18 protein-coding genes are annotated in these 22,175 nt (G+C 39.0%); 10 read left to right on the top strand and 8 right to left on the bottom strand.

All coding sequences use genetic code 11. The features are described from left to right. The 4 genes from BT797_RS09250 to BT797_RS09235 all read left to right on the top strand — a co-directional run bounded on the left by BT797_RS09250 (position 1) and on the right by BT797_RS09235 (position 6,055). Entirely contained in the window at positions 1-1,863 is a 1,863-nt protein-coding gene (locus tag BT797_RS09250) for a GGDEF domain-containing protein (RefSeq protein WP_075471792.1), read from the top strand. 69 nt (positions 1,864-1,932) lie between these two features. Continuing rightward, positions 1,933-4,281: an aerobic respiration two-component sensor histidine kinase ArcB gene (gene arcB / locus BT797_RS09245; protein WP_075471790.1), complete on the top strand. Its 2,349-nt coding sequence runs from the start codon at positions 1,933-1,935 to the stop codon at positions 4,279-4,281. Further along, the gene (gene cls / locus BT797_RS09240; protein ID WP_075471788.1) at positions 4,274-5,746 is read left to right on the top strand and encodes a cardiolipin synthase; all 1,473 of its coding nucleotides are present in this window, start codon (positions 4,274-4,276) and stop codon (positions 5,744-5,746) included. The genes arcB and cls overlap by 8 nt, the downstream gene beginning before the upstream one ends. A gap of 42 nt (positions 5,747-5,788) precedes the next feature. Beyond that, positions 5,789-6,055: a Kazal-type serine protease inhibitor family protein gene (locus BT797_RS09235; RefSeq protein WP_075471786.1), complete on the top strand. Its 267-nt coding sequence runs from the start codon at positions 5,789-5,791 to the stop codon at positions 6,053-6,055. 135 nt (positions 6,056-6,190) lie between these two features. On the opposite strand, the gene BT797_RS09230 is transcribed toward BT797_RS09235, so the two are convergent. Beyond that, complete coding sequence (locus tag BT797_RS09230) at positions 6,191-7,291, bottom strand: ketoacyl-ACP synthase III (protein ID WP_075471784.1); 1,101 nt, start codon at positions 7,289-7,291, stop codon at positions 6,191-6,193. Positions 7,292-7,869: 578 nt separating this feature from the next. On the opposite strand from BT797_RS09230, the gene BT797_RS09225 reads away from it, so the two are divergent. Then, positions 7,870-8,343, top strand: a complete 474-nt coding sequence (locus BT797_RS09225; protein WP_045111512.1) for an Lrp/AsnC family transcriptional regulator — start codon at positions 7,870-7,872, stop codon at positions 8,341-8,343. A 4-nt stretch (positions 8,344-8,347) separates the two neighbouring features. Here BT797_RS09225 and BT797_RS09220 read toward each other — a convergent pair whose 3' ends face one another. The 5 genes from BT797_RS09220 to BT797_RS09200 form a co-directional block, all read right to left on the bottom strand. Then, positions 8,348-9,064 (bottom strand): DUF3581 family protein, encoded by a 717-nt coding sequence (locus BT797_RS09220; RefSeq protein ID WP_075471782.1) that lies wholly within the window; start codon positions 9,062-9,064, stop codon positions 8,348-8,350. 168 nt (positions 9,065-9,232) lie between these two features. Continuing rightward, complete coding sequence (locus BT797_RS09215) at positions 9,233-9,673, bottom strand: hypothetical protein (protein WP_045111510.1); 441 nt, start codon at positions 9,671-9,673, stop codon at positions 9,233-9,235. Positions 9,674-9,808: 135 nt separating this feature from the next. Further along, positions 9,809-10,642 carry a formyltetrahydrofolate deformylase gene (gene purU, locus BT797_RS09210; protein ID WP_075471780.1) on the bottom strand — a complete coding sequence of 278 codons (834 nt, stop codon included), beginning with the start codon at positions 10,640-10,642 and terminating at the stop codon, positions 9,809-9,811. Between the two features lie 99 nt (positions 10,643-10,741). Next, positions 10,742-11,209 (bottom strand): YchJ family protein, encoded by a 468-nt coding sequence (locus tag BT797_RS09205; RefSeq protein WP_075471778.1) that lies wholly within the window; start codon positions 11,207-11,209, stop codon positions 10,742-10,744. A gap of 9 nt (positions 11,210-11,218) precedes the next feature. After that, positions 11,219-11,713, bottom strand: coding sequence for a DUF2947 domain-containing protein (locus BT797_RS09200; protein WP_045111507.1), 495 nt, complete (start codon positions 11,711-11,713; stop codon positions 11,219-11,221). 172 nt (positions 11,714-11,885) lie between these two features. Here BT797_RS09200 and BT797_RS09195 point away from each other — a divergent pair, with 172 nt between their 5' ends. Continuing rightward, complete coding sequence (locus tag BT797_RS09195) at positions 11,886-12,896, top strand: hydrolase (protein WP_075471776.1); 1,011 nt, start codon at positions 11,886-11,888, stop codon at positions 12,894-12,896. 148 nt (positions 12,897-13,044) lie between these two features. Next, entirely contained in the window at positions 13,045-14,484 is a 1,440-nt protein-coding gene (locus tag BT797_RS09190; protein ID WP_075471774.1) for a cytochrome P450, read from the top strand. An 81-nt stretch (positions 14,485-14,565) separates the two neighbouring features. Here the strand turns inward: BT797_RS09190 and BT797_RS09185 are convergent, their stop codons facing one another. Together BT797_RS09185 and BT797_RS09180 are read right to left on the bottom strand one after the other, a co-directional pair. Next, entirely contained in the window at positions 14,566-14,997 is a 432-nt protein-coding gene (locus tag BT797_RS09185) for a universal stress protein (RefSeq protein WP_045111504.1), read from the bottom strand. Positions 14,998-15,243: 246 nt separating this feature from the next. Then, positions 15,244-16,008: an OmpA family protein gene (locus BT797_RS09180; RefSeq protein ID WP_045111503.1), complete on the bottom strand. Its 765-nt coding sequence runs from the start codon at positions 16,006-16,008 to the stop codon at positions 15,244-15,246. 310 nt (positions 16,009-16,318) lie between these two features. Between BT797_RS09180 and BT797_RS09175 the strand changes: the two genes are divergently transcribed. From BT797_RS09175 to BT797_RS09165, 3 genes are all read left to right on the top strand, one after another. Beyond that, on the top strand, positions 16,319-17,371 hold the full coding sequence (locus tag BT797_RS09175) for an MBL fold metallo-hydrolase (RefSeq protein WP_045111502.1): 1,053 nt from the start codon (positions 16,319-16,321) through the stop codon (positions 17,369-17,371). Between the two features lie 291 nt (positions 17,372-17,662). Then, positions 17,663-18,967, top strand: coding sequence for an OmpP1/FadL family transporter (locus BT797_RS09170; protein ID WP_075471772.1), 1,305 nt, complete (start codon positions 17,663-17,665; stop codon positions 18,965-18,967). A gap of 9 nt (positions 18,968-18,976) precedes the next feature. Next, positions 18,977-22,105: an Ig-like domain-containing domain gene (locus tag BT797_RS09165; RefSeq protein ID WP_075471770.1), complete on the top strand. Its 3,129-nt coding sequence runs from the start codon at positions 18,977-18,979 to the stop codon at positions 22,103-22,105. Positions 22,106-22,175 lie beyond the last annotated feature (70 nt).

The raw sequence follows: 22,175 nt of genomic DNA, 5'->3' as shown, positions 1-22,175 counted from the left end.
ATGGATTTAAATTATCAATTTTTTATAACTGAAATATTCAGTTGGTGGCAGGATATTACTGGACTTTCAACAAGTACGTCAGTCGGAATGATGTTTTGGTTGGTTGTCACAGCCTTATTGATAACTATCCTTGTTATTTTAACATTATTACGAAAACTCACGACTTACCAATCATTATTGACCTTTTCGGCAACGCCAACACTTGTTCTTGATATTAAAAAAGGCACGATACTTTATTCTAATTCTGCAATCGCGACTATCTTCGATCAAGAGAATAATACCAGTAATATTATTGCACAATGTTGCTTCGAGCGTTTATCCCATCGAGTTGATGAGACTACGGTCACTAATGATGTTTTCCATATTAAGCAGCTAAAAAAGACGTTACGCTTTAGCGCAGTACAAATTAATTATCAACGTCGCCGGGCTTGGTTGTGTCAGATTGAGCATATTGGTACGAACTCTTCCGCTATTTCGCCTTGGGATATGGATGGGCAAATCATTAATAGCTTGTTTCTATCCAATTCGGCTTTTATTCATATTAAAACCTTAGATGGATTAATTCTTAATTGTTCCCCATCATGGGCAGCTCAATTCGAGCAATCGGTAGAGCAAGTAAATGGCCATTTTGAACATGATTTTTATAGCGCCTCCAAGCTGAAACAAATTCACACTTATGAAAAAACTGTCCTCACGGGAGAGGTTCAAGAATATGAAGAGTGGAGGACTGCCGATGATGATAATATGTTATTACAAACCATTAAATATCCTTTATATGACGAGCACGAAAAAGTTGTTGCTATCTTAACTGTATCTCATGATCTCACAGAAGTGATGGAACTGAATGAGCGATTACTTAATGAGAACGGTGAACACTTACGTATAGAAGCAGAACTTAGCCGTAATAATAGTTTATTAAACTCAGTCATTAATGCGACGCCAGATCCTGTTGCTTTTATGAATGAAAATGGAAAATTTGTGGGGGCGAACGAAGGGTATTGTGAAGTTGTTGGTGTTAAACATGCCGATTTGATTGGTATGGATAGAAAAAATTTGATTAGTATCGATAAGAAAACCTGGTTGCTAGAGCAAGAAAATCAATTATTACTGGATGGTAAATCTGTTCGCTATGAAGAGTTGTTGCATCTATCAGATCAAGATTCACGTTGGTATGAAATATGTAAGCAGCGCTATATAAATAATATGAATGGTGAAAGTGGTATTTTAATTATTTATCGAGACTTAACTGAACGTAAGCGTATTGAGCATGATCTTGAGCAAGCAATTGAAAAATTTGATGAACTGAGTTCAACGGATGCACTGACTAAAGTGGCAAATCGACGTACCTTTGATAATAAATTAACGCATTATTGGTTGACTCATCATAATGAAGTAAAAAAAATGTCTTTACTGTTCTGTGATGTTGATTGTTTCAAGTTGTACAATGATAATTATGGTCATCCAATGGGGGATGTTGTACTGGCTAAAATAGCGCAAGTGATGAATGACCAAGTTCATCGTGGTGCTGATTTAGTCGCGCGTTATGGTGGCGAAGAATTTGCAGTTATTTTGCCTAGCACCGACGAAGAGGGGGCAATTCGCCTTGCCAGCAAGATCATTACTGCTGTTGAAGGTTTAGGTATTGAGCATGCTTATTCTAAAGCGGCAAAAGATGTCACATTGAGTATCGGTATTGCAACTATGTGTCCAGAATCAGAAAGTTCGGAAGTGCAATTACTTGAAAATGCGGATAAAGCATTATATATCGCGAAGGAAAATGGACGAAATCAGTATTCTATGTATCAAGAGCCAAGTAATGATAATACGATACTGGAATTAGACTTTGATTTATTAAAACCTTAATTTTCCTGTGGTTTGCGTATAACCTATCGTATATTATGGATGGTCTAGATAATTTTATATGGATCGATCATGATTAAAATCAGAGCTTGGGCTCAATACTATGTTGATATGCTCACTAAGCTAGGTGTTATTCGCTTTAGTATTTTGTCTGCTGCCACGGTTATTTTCTTTTCTATTACGATTCAAGCAAGTATTAATTATATCCTACGTGGAGAGGTTAAACTTGACGATTTATATGCCGCGATTTTATTTGCGAGTGTCGTGACACCTTGGGTGGTATTCTTCCTTTCGATTGTTGTGCAACAACTCGAAGACTCGCGCAAACGCCTGACTAAAATGGTGTACAAACTGCAAGAAGTACGGGCCCGAGACTTGCAGCTTCAGCAAGAATTACAAGTTAATCTAATTGAACTTAATGATGAATTTGAAGAACGTAAAAAAGCAGAAGCAGATAGAAACCAAGCCTTCAAAGACTTAGAGAATGAAGTCTTTCAGCGTGAACAAGCACAATTAGTTGTCGAAGAACGTTCGGCATTAGTGCGGTCATTCATTGATAGTTCTCCCGATCTCGTTTATTACAGTAATGAATGTGGTCAGTTTTCGGGCTGTAATTTATCGATGGAGGCGTTAACAGGTAAAGTTGAAAAAGAGCTTATTGGTTTGACGCCGTTTGATGCTTTTGATACTGAGATTGCGGCTAAATTCGCGGCAACAGATAAAGCTGTATTGAGCACTCAATTACCAGAAACTTATGAACAATGGTTAACATATCCAGATGGTCACAAGGCCTGTTTTGAATTACGGAAAGTGCCATTTTTTGGGCAACGAAATGAATATATTGGAGTGCTGGGTTATGGCCGTGACATTACCGAACGTAAGAAGTACCAAGATGCCCTAGAGAAAGCCAGCCGAGATAAAACCACGTTTATTTCGACCATTAGCCATGAATTACGAACTCCCTTAAACGGTGTTGTTGGTTTAAGTCGAATCTTACTTGATGGTCCACTTAACGATAAACAACGTCAGCATTTAAATACGATCTATGTTAGCGCCCAAACAATGGGTAATATCTTTAATGATATTATTGATTTGGACAAGTTTGATCGTCGCAAATTTGAAATCGTAAATCAACCGATTGAATTTAGAAGTTTTCTTAATGATATAAAAACCTTAGCGCTGCTTCAAGCCGAACAAAAAGGGTTGGTTTTAGAGTTTGATGTATTTGGTGAAATCCCTGATTTTATTAATGCTGACGGCACCCGATTGCGTCAAGTATTGTGGAACTTGGTGTCTAATGCGGTGAAATTTACCGATTCAGGTGAGGTGAGCATTCGGGTGTTTACCAGTGCGGAAGCAGGTAATAAAATTGGTTTGACATTCGAAGTTGAGGATACCGGTATTGGTATCTCGGCAGAGGGCCAAGATAAAATATTTGCGATGTATTATCAGGAACAAGGAAGTAAACGGGCAACCGGAACGGGTATTGGATTGTCTGTCGCAAAAAGTCTCATGACGGCGATGGGCGGCGATATTTGGGTGAGCAGTGAGCTAGGTCAAGGAGCCTGTTTTACGATTGAATTTGATGTCGATGGGGTGGATAGTTTACAAAATAGCTCGGTTGTTGAAAGTGAGCAAACTAAACTGCAGATATTACTTGTCGAAGATATCGAGCTGAATGTCACAGTATGTACGGCTATATTAAATAAATTAGGCCATACTGTTGAAGTTGCTGTCGATGGTCGTAGTGCGATCCAAATGGCGGAAAAAAATGACTATGATTTAATTTTCCTCGATATTAATTTACCTGATATTTCTGGATTTGAAATTATTAAAATATTACGGGAAAATTCTGCGCTGGAGTTACCTCCGGTTGTCGCTCTCACTGCTAACGTGATTAATAACCGCCAAGAATACATTGAAAAAGGTATGGACGACGCGATAAGTAAACCGCTATCGATTAATGCGGTGACTGGCGTTATAACGCGTTTATTGCAGAGTGTTGATCAAGGTAAAAAACGGAAGGTTAACTATACGGCTGCCGCTCTCGCTGATGATCGAGAAATGCTCGAAGAATATCTTGATATTGAATTATTACAGCAATATCTTGAGACATTAGGTAAGGAACTGTTATTACAAAGCGTCTGTTTGTTTGAACAAACAATGCCTAATTATTTAGCAATATTGAACACGAATTTAACCGCCAAAGACCAAGATGCGATTGTTGATGAAGCGCATAAGATCAAAGGCGCAGCTGGTTCGATTGGATTAGTACGTATACAGCAGGTATCACAATTGGCGCAATCACCAGAGCAGCCTACATGGTGGGAGAATATCGATGATTGGGTTGAGCAAATCAATACCGAATACCTGCATGATGTTAAACGTTTGAAAAACTGGATTGAAAATCAAAATGTATAGCTGGGATTCATTCACCAATTTTATTACCTTGTTGCTGGTTTTTTTGCATGCAGTCATCATTATATTAGTGTCATTTCGGGTTATTACTAAACGACGTTCTGCGAGTATCTCGTTGGCGTGGTTAGCTGTGATTTACACGTTACCGTTTGCAGGCGTTATTGTGTATGTTATTTTTGGTGAGTTGTATTTAGGTAAAAAAAGAGTACAAAGAGCTGAGGCGATGTTAGGGCCTTTTACGCAACGAATTAACCAGTGCGCAGCACCCTATAGAGTTAAAAATGGCAGTAATACCAGCGTCTTGGTTACTCCGTTGCGTGAACTAATTTATAGTCGTTTTCAAATGCCGAGTGTAACCGGCAATCAGTTGACGTTATTAACGAGTCCTCACTGTATTCTTGAGCAGATAACGACAGACATTAATAGTGCCGTTAACGCCGTGTATCTAGAGTTTTATATATGGGCGGTTGGTGGTAAAGCTGATCTGGTGGCGTTAGCTTTGATTAATGCCGCAAAACGAGGTGTTGATTGTCGGGTAATGCTCGACTCTGTTGGTAGCTCAGAGTTCTTCAAAAGCCATTGGCCAAAATGCTTTAAGCAAGCTGGTATCCACCTTGTCGAGGTGTTACCTGTAGGACCAATGCGGATATTCTTTCATCGTCAAGATTTACGTATGCACCGTAAGCTCATTGCTATTGATAGTCATGTTGGCTACACCGGGAGTATGAACTTGATCGATCCCCAAGTATTTAAACAAAATGCAGGTGTGGGTGAGTGGGTTGATATTATGATCCGCATGCAAGGGCCGATTATTCCTATCACTGGTTCATTACTTGAATGGGACTGGGAAATGGAAACCGGAGAAAGTTTAGTTCATACCACTATTTCTCAGTACAAGGAAAGCGTGGTCTTTGAAGAGAACAGCCAAGTACAAGTGATACCATCTGGTCCTTATTTTGATGATGATAATATTCATCAAGTGTTGGTTTCAGCAATTTATTTAGCACAAAAATCATTAATTCTAACAACGCCTTACTTTGTGCCTGATGAAGCGCTACAGGCGGCGCTTAAAACGGCCAGTGCGCGCGGTGTTAAGGTACAAATTATTCTGCCCGCAAAAAATGACTCACGTATGGTCGATTATGCATGCAAAGGATTTTTTGATGAATTGTTAGCTTGCGGTGTTGAAATATACCAATATCAGGATGGCCTGCTGCATACCAAAAGTATTCTTGTGGATAATGAATTATGTTTGGTGGGGACGGTTAACTTAGATAAGCGTAGTTTTTGGCTTAATTTTGAAGTCACATTACTTATAGACCAATCCCCTTTTATTGCCGAACTTTATCAATTACAGCTATCCTATATAGCACACTCACATAAAGTTTGTTTAACCGAATGGCGACAACGAAGTCGAGTACAACGGTTTTTGGAAAGCCTATTTTATTTATTTAATCCACTATTGTAGATATAAATAAGCAGCAATAATAAATGATTAGCAGGTATTAAGATGAAAAAAACTATTTTGTTAGCGTTAATGGTATTTGGTTTAGCTGCGTGTAGTAATACTGAAACCACGGCTGAAACAGCAAAACCATTACCCATATTACCAAGTTACAGTCATAGTTGCCCCGATGAACGTCCACAAATGTGTACGATGGATTACCGTCCAGTGTGCGGAACTACGACGTCGGGTGAATTGAAAACATTCGGTAATGGGTGTGGTGCATGTGCGGATGCTAGTGTTAGTGGCTATTCAGAAGGTGAGTGTAAGTAGCTCGAATCTCGTGATATGAATGTAAGTCGTTTGGCTTTATATCATCAATACAAAAAAAGCCAAGTGTATGAGTTTCATCCACTTGGCTTTATTGCACTTTTAACAAGTTAATTCATCAACGCGTTAGCTATTGTATTAGTCCGCTTGTGATTCACGCGCTAATTTAGCATCCTGGCAGCCTTTAATTGCATCTTGGATTAGATCCAAAGCTGTCCCGTTATACTCAGGTAGAGCCGCTGCTGATGTTGCGATAGGCGTGATTCGTTCACCCCATTTTATCATCGTAGCCCCCCAAGTTAGACCACCACCAAATGCAGCAAGTAGCACATTATCACCAGCCTTAATGCGGCCTTCTTCTAATGCCTCACAAAGTGCAATCGGTACCGTTGCTGACGAGGTATTACCGTACTTGTGCACGTTGACCATGACTTTTTCTTTACTTGCGGCCATACGTTTCGCTAAGAAATCAATGATACGTAAGTTAGCTTGGTGAGGAATAATAAAATCAACGTCCTCTGGTGTCATTTGTGCTTTTTCAAGTGCAATTGCAGATGCTTCGCCCATGCGTGTTACGGCGCGTTTAAAGATTTCTTTACCCTCGAAATTGAAGTCAAATAGACCATCAACATTCTTGAAACGGGCTCTGTCTGTACCAAAGTTAGGGACTGAAAGGATATGGCCAGCATCGCCATCACAGCCAATTTTATTACTTAAGATACCCTGCTTCTCAGTGCTTGATTCTAGGATAACGGCACCAGCACCGTCACCGAACAGTACTGCGGTGCTACGTTCTGTCCAGTCAAGGAAATAACTGATACGTTCAGCACCAATCACTAAAACCTTGTTCATTTGACCGCTTTGGATGAACGCATTTGCCGTACTTAGGCCATAAATAAAACCAGTACACGCTGCATTCATATCAAATACAGCCGCGTTGGTTGCGCCTAATTTTGCTTGTACTTTTGATGCTGCACTTGGCAGTGTGCAATCGGCAGTACAAGTTGCAAAGAAAATACCGTCAAGTTCTGATGCATCAATGCCTGCTGCTGCAATAGCTTGGCACGCCGCAACATAGGCTAATTCTGATGTACTTACATGGGATATACGACGTTCTTGCATACCCGTTCGAGATTGGATCCACTCGTCATTAGTATCAAGAAAAGTGCTTAGGTCATCGTTTGTTAATGTCGCGGGTGGCAGGCATTTACCCCAACCGGTGATGTTTGCATAATGCATTGAAATTTACCTGTGTTTTGTGACTGGCTAATACAGACGGAGTCACGAAATGTACGTAATACGAAGTGATTAAGTACTTTATTATACGCCGTATAGCGAAATGACAGTGATTGAAATTGAAATTATTTTGTCAATTATAGAGGCTAGCCTTTGAAAGTGGTAGCTAAATTGTTATTGAAGGTTGGCAGTGGTAAAAATTAGGTACAAAAAAGGCATCGTTTAGGATGCCTATCTTTGCGTTAATATTGCCGATCACTTGTAGTGAAGATTATCCTGGATAAGGAGTTGTGCCTGATTGGTCGCAAGAAGGGTACTTCTATCACCGCATTGACCTAGGTTAAGGTGTCTGCTAATCAGCTGTGGCGTTATCTTTAACTGGGTTTAGTATAGCGAGGTTGATGGGGGATGTGGTTGCGATGTTTGAAATGATAGTGATGTTTTTAGCAATTATATTTGCAGTCATGACGATAATTAGCAATAATTAACCCTAGCTGTATTATCGTGCGCTATTTGTAGTCTCTATTTTTAATTTAGAGGTAATACGAAACAAGTAAAAAGATGAAATAGGGGTGATGAACATGAAATTAGACAGAACAGATAAGTTAATTCTTAATTTAATACAAGAAAATGGCCGGATCAGTAATTTAGAATTAGCGGATAAAATTGGCTTGTCAGCGTCGCCTTGCTCCCGACGTGTGAAGCATTTAGAAGAGTTAGGTTTAATTGATAAACATGTCACCTTGCTTAACCAAGCTAAACTTGGTTTAAAGCTGACGGCTTATATCCATATTAGTATGGATAGACATACACCTGAACGTTTTGATAATTTTGAAACTGAGATCGCCGCTATTCCAGATGTGATGGAGTGCTGTATTATTACTGGTAGTGATGCTGATTTTCAATTAAAGGTTATTGTGCCAGATATGGAACATTACCAAGAGCTACTGTTAGGAAAACTAACGGGGATTAAAGGAGTAACTGGCGTGAGATCGAGCTTTATGTTACGTAATGTTTTAAGTCGAACGGTATTACCGCTCGACCACATTAAGTAGGTGACTAGCTTGCTGCAGAAAGGTACTTGGTTTTTGCAGCTTGATAATCGGCAATGACACCATCCATTACAGATTCTTCATATGGGATCAAACCGCTTAATAACATCTCTTTTTGGCCAGTACCTACTTTTTCATCACCTTCGTAGAAATCAAATTTAAAGCTGACGGTTGCACGCTTACCCTCTACGTTAATAATTGCTTCATCAAACTTTAGTGCAATACTTTTAACATCGACACGTGTTAAGTTTATTTGCATACATTTATACATGATTAACGCACGTGCAGGGTTAAACATGAGGTTTTCGCTGCGCATGAGTGGCACCATTACGTCAGGGAAATTCTTTCCTGAAAATTGCACATACTCTTTAATGATCTTACTAATAATTTCTTCATTATGAGATGTATTTCCGCCGAGCTCTAATTTCATAAATGCTTGTTCATCAGCATTCACTATCGCTGTTTTACGGTCTAATAGTGGTAAAAATTGCAGTTCTACATCATTTTTCACCATACCGGTAAAATCAATTTTCATCGTTTCTGATAAGCCGAACTTAGCCAAAGAAACAGCAAAAAGTAAATCACCTGGTACACAAAAACGTTTATTATCCACATCATGGATCTTGTTATAATCGTTCGCTACAGTTTTCGCGAATCGACTAGCTTGTTGTTGAGTAAAGCGAAAATAGCTGTCTTTTTGAGAATAGAATTCGTTTAGAAACATATTTAATTAAACTACGAAAATGAAAAATCCAGTCTACATTACTTTTGTTTATAGGCAGGTCGATCCAGTTGCAAGTATGACGTTTTAAAATGCAAGCTGGATCACGTGATGGGATTCTTGACTTAATACATGACCGATCACACTATTCAATTATGACCGTGGAAATGACTACTTTTTAATATCAGGAGTGACACTTCGTAAGATGCCAATACCGGTATTGAGTAACGTTGAGCTCGTTTTTAGGATCGTTTCTGCTGGCATCGCTGCAGCTGATCCCATTATGGTCGGAATAAACTTTTTAAAGGCATTATCGACACCGTCTTCAACTTCTTTACTGAGCTCGGGTAAGAATTCATCAATAATTTGATCTAACTCTTGTTTCACGTGCGCTTCTAATTCAGGTTGTATTTCTGCTATTTTGGCTTCGATAGCGTCCGCAATATCTTTACTTATTTGAGGAGATGCTTGACTGATCGTGGTTTCTGCTTCTGTTTTTATTAAGGCGATTTGTGTGGCTAAATAAGGTTTAATTACGTGATTGAATACATATAAAAAAGCAAGTGCAGTAAAGATACTACTGAGTAAGGCCGTAAAGATAATTGTTAACATAATGAGCCATTAAATGATGAATAAGCTATTAATACTAACAATTTAGTGATTGCTGTAAAGGTATATCTGAAAGGAAACAGGGATGGATCCAAAATGATTTATGGATCCTCCATGGTTTATGAAATCGAAAGGAAGCTAAAACACCACCGTTCTGTTTTCATAAATAAATACACGTTCTTCAAGTACCAGACGTAATGCTTTACTGAGCACTGATTTTTCTACATCTTTACCAGAACGCGCCATGTCTTCGGCGCTGTATTTATGATCTACATGAATGACGTCTTGTAAAATAATCGGCCCTTCATCTAAGTTGTTTGTTACATAATGCGCTGTTGCACCAATAATTTTAACACCACGTTCGAACGCTTGTTTGTATGGCTGAGCGCCAATAAAAGCGGGTAAAAATGAATGATGGATATTGATAATTTTGTTTTCAAATGCAGCAACAAAATTCGGCGTTAGAATACGCATGTATTTAGCTAAAATAACATAATCAGGTTGATACTTTGATACTGTGTCAATAATACGCTGTTCATGTTCTTCACGGCTGATATCAACATGAGAAACCGTATGGTAAGGCACGTTAAATTTTTCTGTTAATTCAGCAAGGTTATCGTAATTACCTACTACTGCAGCAATTTCAACATCCAAACCGCCGTAATAATTTTTCATTAAAATGTCGCCAAGGCAATGTGCTTCTTTGGTGACTAAAATAACGATGCGTTTACGACCTGCAGAAACGAGCTTACGGTGTGACTCTGCAGGTAGTGCGCTATCGAGGTCGGCAAGTAAGGTTTCATCGTTGAATATACCTTCGAGCTCGGTACGCATAAAAAATCGATTGTGGGTGTTATCGACAAACTCAGTATTATTTACAATATTGAGTTGGTGCTTATAACAAATGTTGGTGATCTTCGAGATTAGTCCTTTTTGATCGGGACAATCGGCCAGTAATATTTTCTTTTCCATAATATCTACTACTTTGTTTGATGTTTAATATTATATAACTAAATGAAATACTTATTTCTAGTAAGCGGTTAGCCATATTTTCTGTGCTTAGCAATGATGCTAGCCACAGCACTTCTTATATTTTTTACCACTGCCACATAAGCAAGGATCATTACGTCCTTGTTTTAGGGGCGCTGGATTTAATTCACCATTGGTATAAAACCACTGCTGGTCTTGAAACACGAAGTTAGAGCGTTCGTGCAAGCAAACCTCTTCTTCAGCTTCTTGAAACCACGCCTTGAATTCGACAATGCCTGTTGCGCTTTCTTCATCACCTTGGCTCATGATTATTTCTAACCGTAACCACTGGGTATGTTTGGCTGTTTCTGCAATCAAATCTTCATTTAAATCGGCAACAAAGTCGGGGTGATGTGTTGCCATTAAATAAACGGGGACATTGTTTACATAAGCACTGTAGCGTGAACGCATCAGTTGCTCTGCGGTTGCTGGTATCGCCGTACCATAAATGTATTTACCGCAGCAATCTTTAAAGGGCATTGCTAAACCACAGCTACAAGAAGTATGCATAATGGCGCTTTATTTCGCTTGTTGAACAGGTGCGCGAGTACCAATTAATACGGTACCGCTCTCTTTAAATGAAAGGGCTTCTTTACGTTTCGCTGAGATTAATAATGCACCGTCATCATAGAACAAAAAGTTTTTCCAGTTACGTTTAAATGTGCCCCAATTCGTTTCAATCATATTGAAGCGTTCGTAACAAATATAAACTTTACTGTTATCATCCCAGGTTAAATGTGCGAGTACTTCTTCAGGTAATTCATTGCTATCATCATTATCCCAAGCTTGCTGCCAGTCAGCTTCTTGTAACCAAGTATTTTGGTCATGTGGCCAGTCGCCTTTACTGAATTGATCGGTAAAGTTGCATTGCGAGCTAATAAGTTGGCTCCATAATTGACCAGCTCTTGCTTTGCTAAAGGGCTTGATATTAGCTAAATCTTCTGCGTTAACTGGTAACGACGAATGATTAAATATCCATTTTCGAGAATAAGACTCAAGTTCTATATAATTCATTAATGACACTGGTTATAAGTAAAATTATTTTCAGTTTACAACATTATTAACCTTGGCGGTATCAATTACTCGACGGAGCCCAATTAAACTAACGATGGTGTTATTATAAAATATCCAATAAAATGCCAGACGTTGTTTAAATAACCAATAGGTTAACTTAAGGTACTTAAAGATGTTTCAACCGAGTCAATTTCAGCCGCAGTGGTGGATTCGTAATGCGCATTTACAAACAATGCTGCCGACGATTAGCCGCCGAAATCTGACGTTCCCAACAATCAATGAACGACTAGAGCTTGAAGATGGTGATTTTCTTGATCTTGCTTGGACTGCTCTGCCAACAGTAGAAAGTAATAAACCGATTGTTATTATTTTTCATGGTCTTGAAGGCTCTGTGGAGTCGCCTTATGTCAAAGGGATCATGCGTGCGGTCAGTGCGGCTGGCTGGATTGGTTTAGTCATGCACTTTCGTGGCTGTAGTGAAGAATCAAATCGTTTATTACGGGCTTATCATTCTGGTGATACCAGCGATGCAAGTTATGTGATTGGTTTGATTGCTAAGCGCTACCCTCATGCTCCGTTATTTGCTGTCGGGTATTCGCTAGGAGGTAGTGTGTTAACGCATTATTTGGCACAAACAGGTAAGCAATCTCAATTATTAGCAGCATCTGTTGTATCAGCACCCCTATTGTTAGCTGAAAGTGCAGAGCGGATTAAAAAAGGTTTTTCTAAAGCGTACCAACGACGATTGATTAAACGTCTGCAAGCCAGTGTAGTACGTAAATTCGAACATTTGGATATGCGCACTGCGTTGAATTTGACTACTAAGCAAGTCAAAAAATTAAATACGTTTGTCGAATTCGATGATCGTGTAACAGCGCCGCTGCATGGTTTTAAAGATGCTCTGGATTATTATCGCCAATGCAGTAGTTTGCAGTTTTTACATAAGATTCAAACGCCTACATTATTTATTCATGCGGAAGATGATCCATTTTTAACTAAAAAAGTGATCCCTGAGCTAAAAGATATGTCGGCAAATATATTATTTGAATTAAGTCGCTATGGCGGGCATGTCGGTTTTGTATATGGCTCAATTTTAAAGCCAAAATATTGGCTGGAAGAGCGAATACCCGCTTGGTTTAGTGAATTTACGAAAGATAAAAATAGTATTAAAGATAAAAAATAGTATTAAAGATAAAAACAGTAACACCAAATATTTAACTTACCTATTTTTTGAGACCTGATTGCATTTGCAATGCCATCTTAAAAAAGTGTTCTATTGTTAATGGTAGCGACTTTTGTAGCACTATTCTATATAAAACAGGGAAAGCTAAATGAATGCCAACATGGTTAAGGATATGAATGCATCGACAATATCTCTCGATGAGCTGCCAGGTCCAAAACAAACACCTGTTCTCGGTAATTTCACTCAAATATCATCAGAGTCATTTCATACTAATTTAGAATCTTGGGCTAGAGAGTACGGTTCTGCTTATCAAATAAAATTATTAAATAAGCAATTCTTAGTCATTTCAGATCCTAAAATAGGCTTAGAAATTATAAAGCAAAGACCGAAATTGTTTAATCGTACAGAACGCCTAGAGTGGTTGTTTGAAGATTTGGGGTTTCATGGGGTATTTTCCAGTAATGGTGATAAATGGAAACGGCAACGACGATTGATTATGCCTGCATTTTCTTACAAAACATTGGCGAACTTTGTTCCTCACCTCAAGTCATTATCCATCAATTTACAAACGACTATCGACCAAAAAATAGCGACGGGAGCTGCATTTAACGTACATAAGTTATTGCAGTATTTTACGATTGATATTACCACCAGTCTGGTATTTGGTTATCAAACCAATATGCTATCAGGCAGTACCGATACCCATCTACGAGATAACATAGATCGCTTATTCCACGCATTAAACAAACGCAGTAAATATCCTTTTCCGTGGTGGCATTATATCCGTACTCCTGAGACGCGTCGTATTGATAAAGCCCGCGAAGAAATCTATCAATTAGCGGTAACTATGATCACCAAAGCTAAAGCTGATTTGGCTGGAAATAGTGAGTTATCCGAAGAGCCTGACACAATTTTACAAGCCATGATTGTCGCCAGTGACAGCGAGGATAATAAGTTAACGGATGATGAACTTGTTGCCAACATTTTGACCTTGCTACTCGCGGGTGAAGATACAACGTCTAATATGCTGGCGTGGACTTTGTATTATTTAGCTAAAAATCCACATTTACAGCAGCAAGTGATTGATGAAGTCTCTCAGGTTTGTAATGGCGATATTGAAACGCTAGATCTGGTGGCATTAGAGCAATTTGAGTTTATTGAAGCTATATTACGTGAAGGCTTGCGACTTAAAGGGACTGCACCGCTAATTTCAGCGGAACCGACAGAGGACACGGTATTAAGTAATGGTATTCAATTACCGAAAGGGACGGCTATTTTCATACTTACGCGTCCCGGTGGTTTAGATGAAAGTGTCGTTAAATGCCCCGAACAATTTAACCCTGAACGCTGGTTAGCAACACCCGAAAAACCGGTTTGTCCGCATTTGCAAAGTAGTCATATTCCGTTTGGTGCAGGGGCAAGGCATTGTCCTGGTGAACGTTTAGCTATCATGGAAGGTAAGGCTGTTATTGCGCGTTTATGTTGGTATTACGCGATAAACCAACCAGAACAGGCGGCAGAAGTCGGAGAGGAGTTTGCATTTACGATGCGACCAACGAATCTACATCTGACATTAACACCGCGTTAATGGCATTAACCTTAAAGTGTATTGATCTTAAGTTAAGAAAACCCCATTAAATTATCTGAGTTAATGGGGCTCATCTTTATTTTATTTCACGATCAAGACAGGACAGTGAGACTGGCGAGTCACTGATTCTGCAACACTGCCAATTAGGATATGTTCCAATCCAGTACGACCATGACTTGCTATGACGATCATATCACAATCAAAATTAACCGCTGCTTGCGTAATTTCTGTTGATGGGTGTCCCTCTAATACGGCTGTATGTAATGGTATGCTTGGCTTAATATCAGTGGTTAATTCATCGAGCTTTTCTTGCGTTATTTTTAGCATGTGTTCGTGAATGTCATTTGGGGTGATTGCAAGTACTTGAAAGCTATCAAAGCCATGGATCTCATTAATCACACTGACTAAGTGTAAGGTAGCATCATATTTTAATGCCATTTCTGCCGCATAGCTTATCGCTTTATTCGCTGTATCTGAAAAGTCGGTTGGGCAAAGAATATTGTTAATGGTCATGATGAGGCTCCTAGTTAAGATGTGACTAACGAAATAGTCGTGAAACACACTATTAAATATACTCACTTGGGGCTAGCAAACTGTTACTTAGATCATAAAATATAACTTAAATATTTTGCGACGACCATTTCAGTATAGGACAATAATATTCCAGTATAAAACAAGTGTATTTAAGTTTTGAAAAGAGTAAAAGGCTAGCGAATTATCGCTAGCCTTTATTGTAAGGATAAGACTATTATTGGGCTGTTAGAATTGCATCACTATTTCATCTGCAGCGCTATCATGTAAATTGTTTTTTAGGTCATCGATAAATTCGATACTCACTTTGCGATCTCGTGGATATTGAGTAAGATCTCCTAACTTAGAACTGGCTAATTCCGCACCAAAAGAATGTACTTGGATATTACTTTCGTTTACCCCTAACGAGATAAGCTTATCATGAACTGCTACAGCTCTTTGTTGTGCTAAATTAATGTTCAGTTCTTCTTGTCCGCTTGGATCCGCATGACCTGATAGAACGATGCTTATTGTTGGGTTTTCTATTAAGTAATCAGCTATTTGTGTTAACCGTGCTTGATTCGTTATATCAATCACGCTTTGATTGACTGCAAAGAGTAGGTCTAACTGTAATGCATCTAATACCAATTGTTGGTTTAACTCATCTGTCTCTGATATTTGCTGGATCTGTTGGTCCAAAATTAATACATCTTGCTGCAGCTGATTATTTTGCAATTCACTTGCCAATAAATTCTCTGTTATCTGTTGGTTTTCTGAAATAAGCTGATCAGATTCAATTGATTTGTCCCAAGTATTATTAATCCAATCTCCGGCGGCAACACCGAGTACTAATCCAATTGGACCACCTGCAATGGTCCCAACGATAATGGTTGATGAAAATACACCTGCTTTTTCCCATGTTGTTAGTGGTTCTTGTTCTGCTGCATTTGCTGAGATGCTCATGAATGCCATTGACGTCATAAGTAATGTTTTTGCGAAGATAGATTTTTTCATGGTCAGTTTCCTTTTGATTAAGACTGCTTAACAAGCTATGACTCTATTAAAGCAACCAATAAAGGCTTTTTACTGCCAAAAAAATGACAAGTTAGGTATCAATAATGACGAAAAGTGACAATGTTCGAAAAGGGCTATACCTAAGTCACTTTAACTATACATGTGCGAGAAGAATGAGATTAACGTCAATACAAAGTACTATTTTGATATTGGTGTGAGATTAAACGCGCATTAACTGTTTTCGATATCGCGTTATTTGTTATTTTAATGAGATTATATTTAAGGATTCAGGTAAATAAAGGGGGGGGTTATGCAAGGTTATACACTGAAAGTATTTTTCAGCAGCGTTATGGCTGGGCTGCTATCTGGTTGTGCGACGTCTGTGGATGGTTTATTGCTACATGATAATTTAGCGTTTCGAAATATAAATGAACAATCGTTATTCAGTAGCGATAAAAAGCTCGATATTCAATATCTCGGCGTCGGGGGGTACTTATTTCAATATGGCGACGATAGCATTATGACGGCGCCCTCTTTTACTAACCCTGGATTGGTTAATGTTTCTTTGCCATTGCCGATTGAGACTGATACCGACTTGGTTGATAAACTATTACCTATAGAAGCAAAACAAGCTGAGTTTATTTTAGTGGGTCACGCGCATTATGATCATCTGATGGATGTGCCTTATATTATGCAACAGCATATGCCAACGACAATCGCTGTTGGCTCAACGACGATGACGAATATTGTGACTGCTGTTATCGCTGATGAGCGTTTATTTGATATTACGGATTATGCTGCAGAAGGTAAGCAACCGGGGACGTGGATATATAACCGTCATCACACCATTCGTTTTATGCCAATAAAATCAGATCATGCGCCACATTTTATGGGTATTAAAGTGATGTCTGGAACATATCAAGAAGCATTAACTGAATTACCCAGTACAGCTTATGGTTGGAAGGAAGGGCAAACTTATGCTTATGTCATCGACTTTTTAGATAATCAACAACAAACGATTTATCGTATCCATTATCAAGATGCCGCAAGTAACTCTCCGGACGGGTTAATGCCAGTGATCAATGATACTAAAGCGGTCGATATGGCAATTTTATGTGTTGCTGCATTTCATCAAGTTGATGATTATCCCGAAGCTATTTTGCAACAGACACAGCCAAAAACAATTGTGCTAGGGCACTGGGAAGACTTCTTTGATAACAACAGTTTTAATAATCAGAATAAATCAGTTGAAGGTGTGCGGATGACCAATATCGATGATTTTATTCAGCGGGTTAATGTGGTGAAGGTGAATGATGCGAGATTGATATTACCAGTCCCTTTTTCATGGATACAAGCGTACTAGTAAGTGCGTGATTTGAGTTAAGGCACTAAATTAATTGACCTAACTAAGTCAGCATCAGTGATATTAAAACAAGGCATGAGCTGGGGGCTAATACTTCTAGCTCATAAGTTTCTGAATGAAGGGATAACTCGACATACGCATGACATCTTGTATCTCAATCAAGGTATATTGCTTTCATAAAATGACAACGTGTCCACTCGGGCATGTCCAACAATTTGATTGTATTCCGTTGTTGTGGCTGGAGCCACTAGAGAATACTTATTTTAGTTTCGCTAAATGGAGTTAGCAACAATGACTAAGAAGACACTTTCTAATAATATTTCTCTACTTTCTATATCCGTGGCATTAGCATTGACTGCGGGAGCTGCTCAGGCGAGTTTAGGTAACTTAGGTACAACGTTTGGTTTATCACCTGTTGATATTGCTTCTGCACAGTCTTTTTCTTTATTTAATTCACAGTCATCAGCTGCATATTACAATCCATCAGCACTTGCTGCGACGGATCAAGGTGAGATGTATTTAGGTTTGTTATCTGGCACCCCTGACATGACTGTTGGTGATCAAACATTTGATGACGCAACGCAACCGATACTTGCGGGTATGAATGTTAATGTTACCAACCTTTTTAATTTTTCTTACCCTATTTATTTTGGTCTGATTGCTGGTATCGAAAATTATGGTACCGAAATGATGGCGTTTAGTTCGGCAACGTCAGGTACAGGTCAGTTAGCCAATTATGGTGAGAAACCATTATTTGTTGCTGCATCGGGTTCAATTCAAATTATACCTGGTTTAACCATCGGTGGTGGTGCACAAGTATCATTGCATGCTGATGCTGATATGAGTCTAGAAAGTGAATTAGACGGTACAGCCTCAGGTAATGAGCGCGTTGCGGTTGCTGCGGAGCCAGTGATCACCCCCATCGCTGGTGTTACCTTAGATTTAGGGCGTATGGCATGTGGCAGTGATAAAAGTTGTGCGGGTAATGGTATTGCATTTGCTGCGGCTTTCCGTGGTGAAAGTTACGGTCAAGCAAACATTAAAGCGGCTGCAACAATTACTCAAACGGTATCCGATTTACCAATCAAGCTACTCACATATGATGCATACCAGCCAGATATTATTTCTGCAGGTGTGCGTATTAAAGCGGGAATGGTGAGTTTAGCATTCAGTGCAGAACAACAAAAATGGTCAGATTTGAATGACTTGATGTTAGGCGACACAGTGAAAGATCAAGCGAGTGTCGGTTTTGAAGACATTATTATTCCACGCGCAGGTATTGAGCTTAACTTCAACGATACAATTAGATTAATGGCGGGTGCAAGTTATGAAAAATCGCCATTAGACGCTGATAAAGCAACGCTGGATGTGAATTATTTAAGTGCAGATAAATTAGTGGTTGGTGCTGGTTTTTCTTATTTTCATAAAGGTACTGGTTTAACGGCTTATCCTTGGCAGATTGATTTTGCGTATCAACTACAAGTACTTAATCCAACAGACCACACGATCTCACATCATGATAGTGCAAACAATTATTCAGTTGAGTTAGAAGGCACTGTATCAACCATTTCACTTTCATTCGCGACTAAGTTTTAAGGGGGCTTTATGAAAACAGTTAACTCTCGTTTCAATTATTTATTTAGCTCTTTTGTTAAGAGTAGCCTCGTTGCCTCGGCTGTCATGCTTGCAGGTTGTGGGCTTGAACCACAAGATAATGAAAAAGTGGAAAAGCCAATTTTAACGGCAGAAGAAAGTCGAGATGAATTAGCAAAACGTCGCGCTAAAAGTTTATTTGATGCGCATGAATTCTATTCATTCCCATCGAATGGTCAAAGTGATGTTGCGGTTAATACCTCCGTATTATTATCATTTTCCCATCCGTTAGATAGCTTTTCAGCGCAAGATTTTAGCTTAATAGACAGTGACGGTAATGTGGTTGAAGTGACGTCGGTTGAAGTTACCGAGGGGAGTTTTGCGACGGATTCTGAAAACCCAAAAACGAATGGTTTGGCATTTAAACCAACAAGCGCACTTAAAGCGGGCGAACAATATACCGTTATTTATGAAATCAGCTTGATTAATGAAGGCGGGGATAATAAAGAGTTAATCGCAGAAAGAACGGCACAAGACCCTCTGACATTCACGACTCGATTAGGTAAACATTCAGCTAATTTTACATTGGACACAAATGGTTTTTATCCGACGGATGACTTGCCGTTTACGACGTTCACGTCATTACGTCTACGTATGACCAACGAAATTGATATTAAAACCTTGATTACTGGTGACTCATTTAAATTCCAAAAAATCGGTTCGACAGAGCAAGTTTCCGGTAATTTAATTGCCAAAGGCCATTATATCACATTCGATCCTACGGTTGACCTTGATGTTGATGCGACGTATGAATTAATCGTCAGTAGTGATGTTAAAGATAAGGTGGGGAATAGCTTTGCGGGTCTAGAAAAAACATTTACGGTATTAGATTCGGGCGACCATGCATTTAAACCAATGAATGTGACCTTGAATAATGGTTATCAGGAGTCACCTTATTCTGGAGAACTCATTAATGCGGTAACCATTAAATCAGTATTGATTGGTGCTAATGACACCACTTATGTGGATTCTGATCTGATTACCGAACTCGCTAACTTGGGTAATTTTGATAGTTCGGCTCCACTTGTTATCCGCAAAGGTTCTATTTTAAATAGTTCTAACCTGACGGTTAAAGTGGGGGGGGAATTTCCAACGGGTTTCGATACCGGTAATATTCGCATGACTAATATTTCTGATGCGACAGGTTATTTAATTAATAATACCAGTTCAGATCATAAATATGCACCGAAGCAATTGCACCTGTTCATGGATGTAGCGATGACCACTGATGGTTATCTTGAAAATGGAAAAATAAATGGTAAAGCTAACGGTGGCTTAAGTCAGAACATTATGCACCTTGAATTAATGGGGACCGTCAGAACGGAAGGCCCAACGATGATCATTGATGCTATCAGTGAAATTGATTTGAAAATTTTAGGTGTTGATAATGCACATGCACAAGTCTCATTCCATATGGAGTCGTATACTGAAGTTGAGACCCCGCCCGCCGCTTTTGATGCTCTCTCTCCGGTATTTCATTCCACTTACCCTAATGTGAACACAGCTCATTTTAGTTTAGGTGATAATGTAACAATTACCTATAACGAACCGCTAGATTTAGCATCATTACAGAATCTTATTCTTAAAGATGAAAATGGTAGTGCTGTGGAAACATTTATTTCACAGGATGGGGCTTCCATTATTATTGACCCTACAGAGAATTTAATCCCTTTAACGGATTATACCGTCAATGGTGTAATTAAAGATCTGGCGGGTAATAGTACCTATGTAATGCAAAGTTTTTCTACTCCAAATAAAGAGCAGGGGACAGAATTTGAAGAACATGACGAGGTTACGGCTCGCTATACAGCACCCATGGTCGAAGGTATGGTGCCGGGTTATTCATGCGCCTTTGAAGATACTGATTTAGGCCTTGATATTGCGGGTCGTTGTGCTGGTGGTTTAACGACAGATCAAAAGTTAAATATATTTAGCCTACAAGAAGACCGCGGTATTTTTGTAGCGTTCAGTCAGCAGATGGATGAAGCTAGTATACGTCTAGGTGAAGCATGTAATACCGGTTCGTTCCGTGTCGAAATTGTTGAACCTAATGGGTCTGGTAACTGTATCGAAACTGTACCTGGAGTGCTTAATTATGAGAATAAAATATTAACTTTCTCGCCAAGCGATAACTGGCAGGATCAAGGTTCCAACGTATATCGTTATTCTTTAATTTCTGCGGAAGGTGAAACCAAAGGTAGCGTTGATTGTTCAATGGGTGAGGTATTGTGTAGTGCGCAAGGTTATCCTTTACAAACAACCTTGTTAAAGCCTGATAGCCATGAAGATCTTGGCGGTCCAGATATGTTAATGCCATTTCGCGCTGCGCCTGCTGGTAACTTAGTGTTTAACCCATTAATGATGCCAACAACCGATACCAACCGTGATTACCGTTGGGATGAGATAAAGGAAGAAGTTGTCAGTGGTAATTTTGCTAAATTATCTCTATTAGAGACTGGTGGTGCATTAATTAGAGCTACTGTAGGTTGTGAGTTAGATCAAACTTGCAGTGATGATTATGCTAAAACTCATATTAGTGGTTTTATGCCGACGGAAGTAGGTGAATACGATATTGAAAATAATCGAATTCCAGTGAAAATCCATGCTGAGCAATTGATATCTTCAAATGTAAACGTTGCAGCCATGCTTGGTTTCTTTAACATTGGTCTTATTGAATCTGAAGTACCAACTGGCACTATGATTATGCGTCCTAAGTATTCGGTTGTGAATGGTAAAACAGAAGTTCCAACGGGTTATATTATTTGGAATGAAGAAGAGAACAGACTTAATTTCAAAATTGATTTAGATATCTATATGGATAATCCATTTATGAGTGTATTAGGTGGTTTAGTTACACATAACCTGCACAGTTATCCTTTGGAAAATGTTCATCTACAAGGGCCGCTAACATTTTTAGATGATGGCCGTATGAATATTGAGTTAAGTAATTTAGAACAGATAAAATTGGATGTTGTTCTAAACCTTAGTGGGTTTAATTCAGAAAGTGGAATTGCGAGGATGACGCTGGCTATTGCACCGGGTGATATGTCATTACAGCAAATATCACAGCCGATGAAATAGTTATCTATATCAGTTAGGTAAAGTGAATAAAACAAAGGCCGCACATCTTTATTAATATAAATGTGCGGCC

The organism is Moritella viscosa, from assembly GCF_900120065.1.
Classification (GTDB): Bacteria; Pseudomonadota; Gammaproteobacteria; order Enterobacterales; family Moritellaceae; genus Moritella; species Moritella viscosa.
This window is presented reverse-complemented; position numbering and strand designations above follow the sequence as displayed.

Coding starts and splice junctions, on each gene's coding strand:
- BT797_RS09235 (WP_075471786.1), top strand. CDS start 5,789: ATGAAAAAAACTATTTTGTTAGCGTTAATGGTATTTGGTTTAGCTGCG.
- purU (WP_075471780.1), bottom strand. CDS start 10,642: ATGGAAAAGAAAATATTACTGGCCGATTGTCCCGATCAAAAAGGACTA.
- BT797_RS09230 (WP_075471784.1), bottom strand. CDS start 7,291: ATGCATTATGCAAACATCACCGGTTGGGGTAAATGCCTGCCACCCGCG.
- BT797_RS09180 (WP_045111503.1), bottom strand. CDS start 16,008: ATGAAAAAATCTATCTTCGCAAAAACATTACTTATGACGTCAATGGCA.
- BT797_RS09200 (WP_045111507.1), bottom strand. CDS start 11,713: ATGAATTATATAGAACTTGAGTCTTATTCTCGAAAATGGATATTTAAT.
- BT797_RS09175 (WP_045111502.1), top strand. CDS start 16,319: ATGCAAGGTTATACACTGAAAGTATTTTTCAGCAGCGTTATGGCTGGG.
- arcB (WP_075471790.1), top strand. CDS start 1,933: ATGATTAAAATCAGAGCTTGGGCTCAATACTATGTTGATATGCTCACT.
- BT797_RS09215 (WP_045111510.1), bottom strand. CDS start 9,673: ATGTTAACAATTATCTTTACGGCCTTACTCAGTAGTATCTTTACTGCA.
- BT797_RS09225 (WP_045111512.1), top strand. CDS start 7,870: ATGAAATTAGACAGAACAGATAAGTTAATTCTTAATTTAATACAAGAA.
- BT797_RS09220 (WP_075471782.1), bottom strand. CDS start 9,064: ATGTTTCTAAACGAATTCTATTCTCAAAAAGACAGCTATTTTCGCTTT.
- cls (WP_075471788.1), top strand. CDS start 4,274: ATGTATAGCTGGGATTCATTCACCAATTTTATTACCTTGTTGCTGGTT.
- BT797_RS09170 (WP_075471772.1), top strand. CDS start 17,663: ATGACTAAGAAGACACTTTCTAATAATATTTCTCTACTTTCTATATCC.
- BT797_RS09185 (WP_045111504.1), bottom strand. CDS start 14,997: ATGACCATTAACAATATTCTTTGCCCAACCGACTTTTCAGATACAGCG.
- BT797_RS09195 (WP_075471776.1), top strand. CDS start 11,886: ATGTTTCAACCGAGTCAATTTCAGCCGCAGTGGTGGATTCGTAATGCG.
- BT797_RS09250 (WP_075471792.1), top strand. CDS start 1: ATGGATTTAAATTATCAATTTTTTATAACTGAAATATTCAGTTGGTGG.
- BT797_RS09205 (WP_075471778.1), bottom strand. CDS start 11,209: ATGCATACTTCTTGTAGCTGTGGTTTAGCAATGCCCTTTAAAGATTGC.
- BT797_RS09165 (WP_075471770.1), top strand. CDS start 18,977: ATGAAAACAGTTAACTCTCGTTTCAATTATTTATTTAGCTCTTTTGTT.
- BT797_RS09190 (WP_075471774.1), top strand. CDS start 13,045: ATGAATGCCAACATGGTTAAGGATATGAATGCATCGACAATATCTCTC.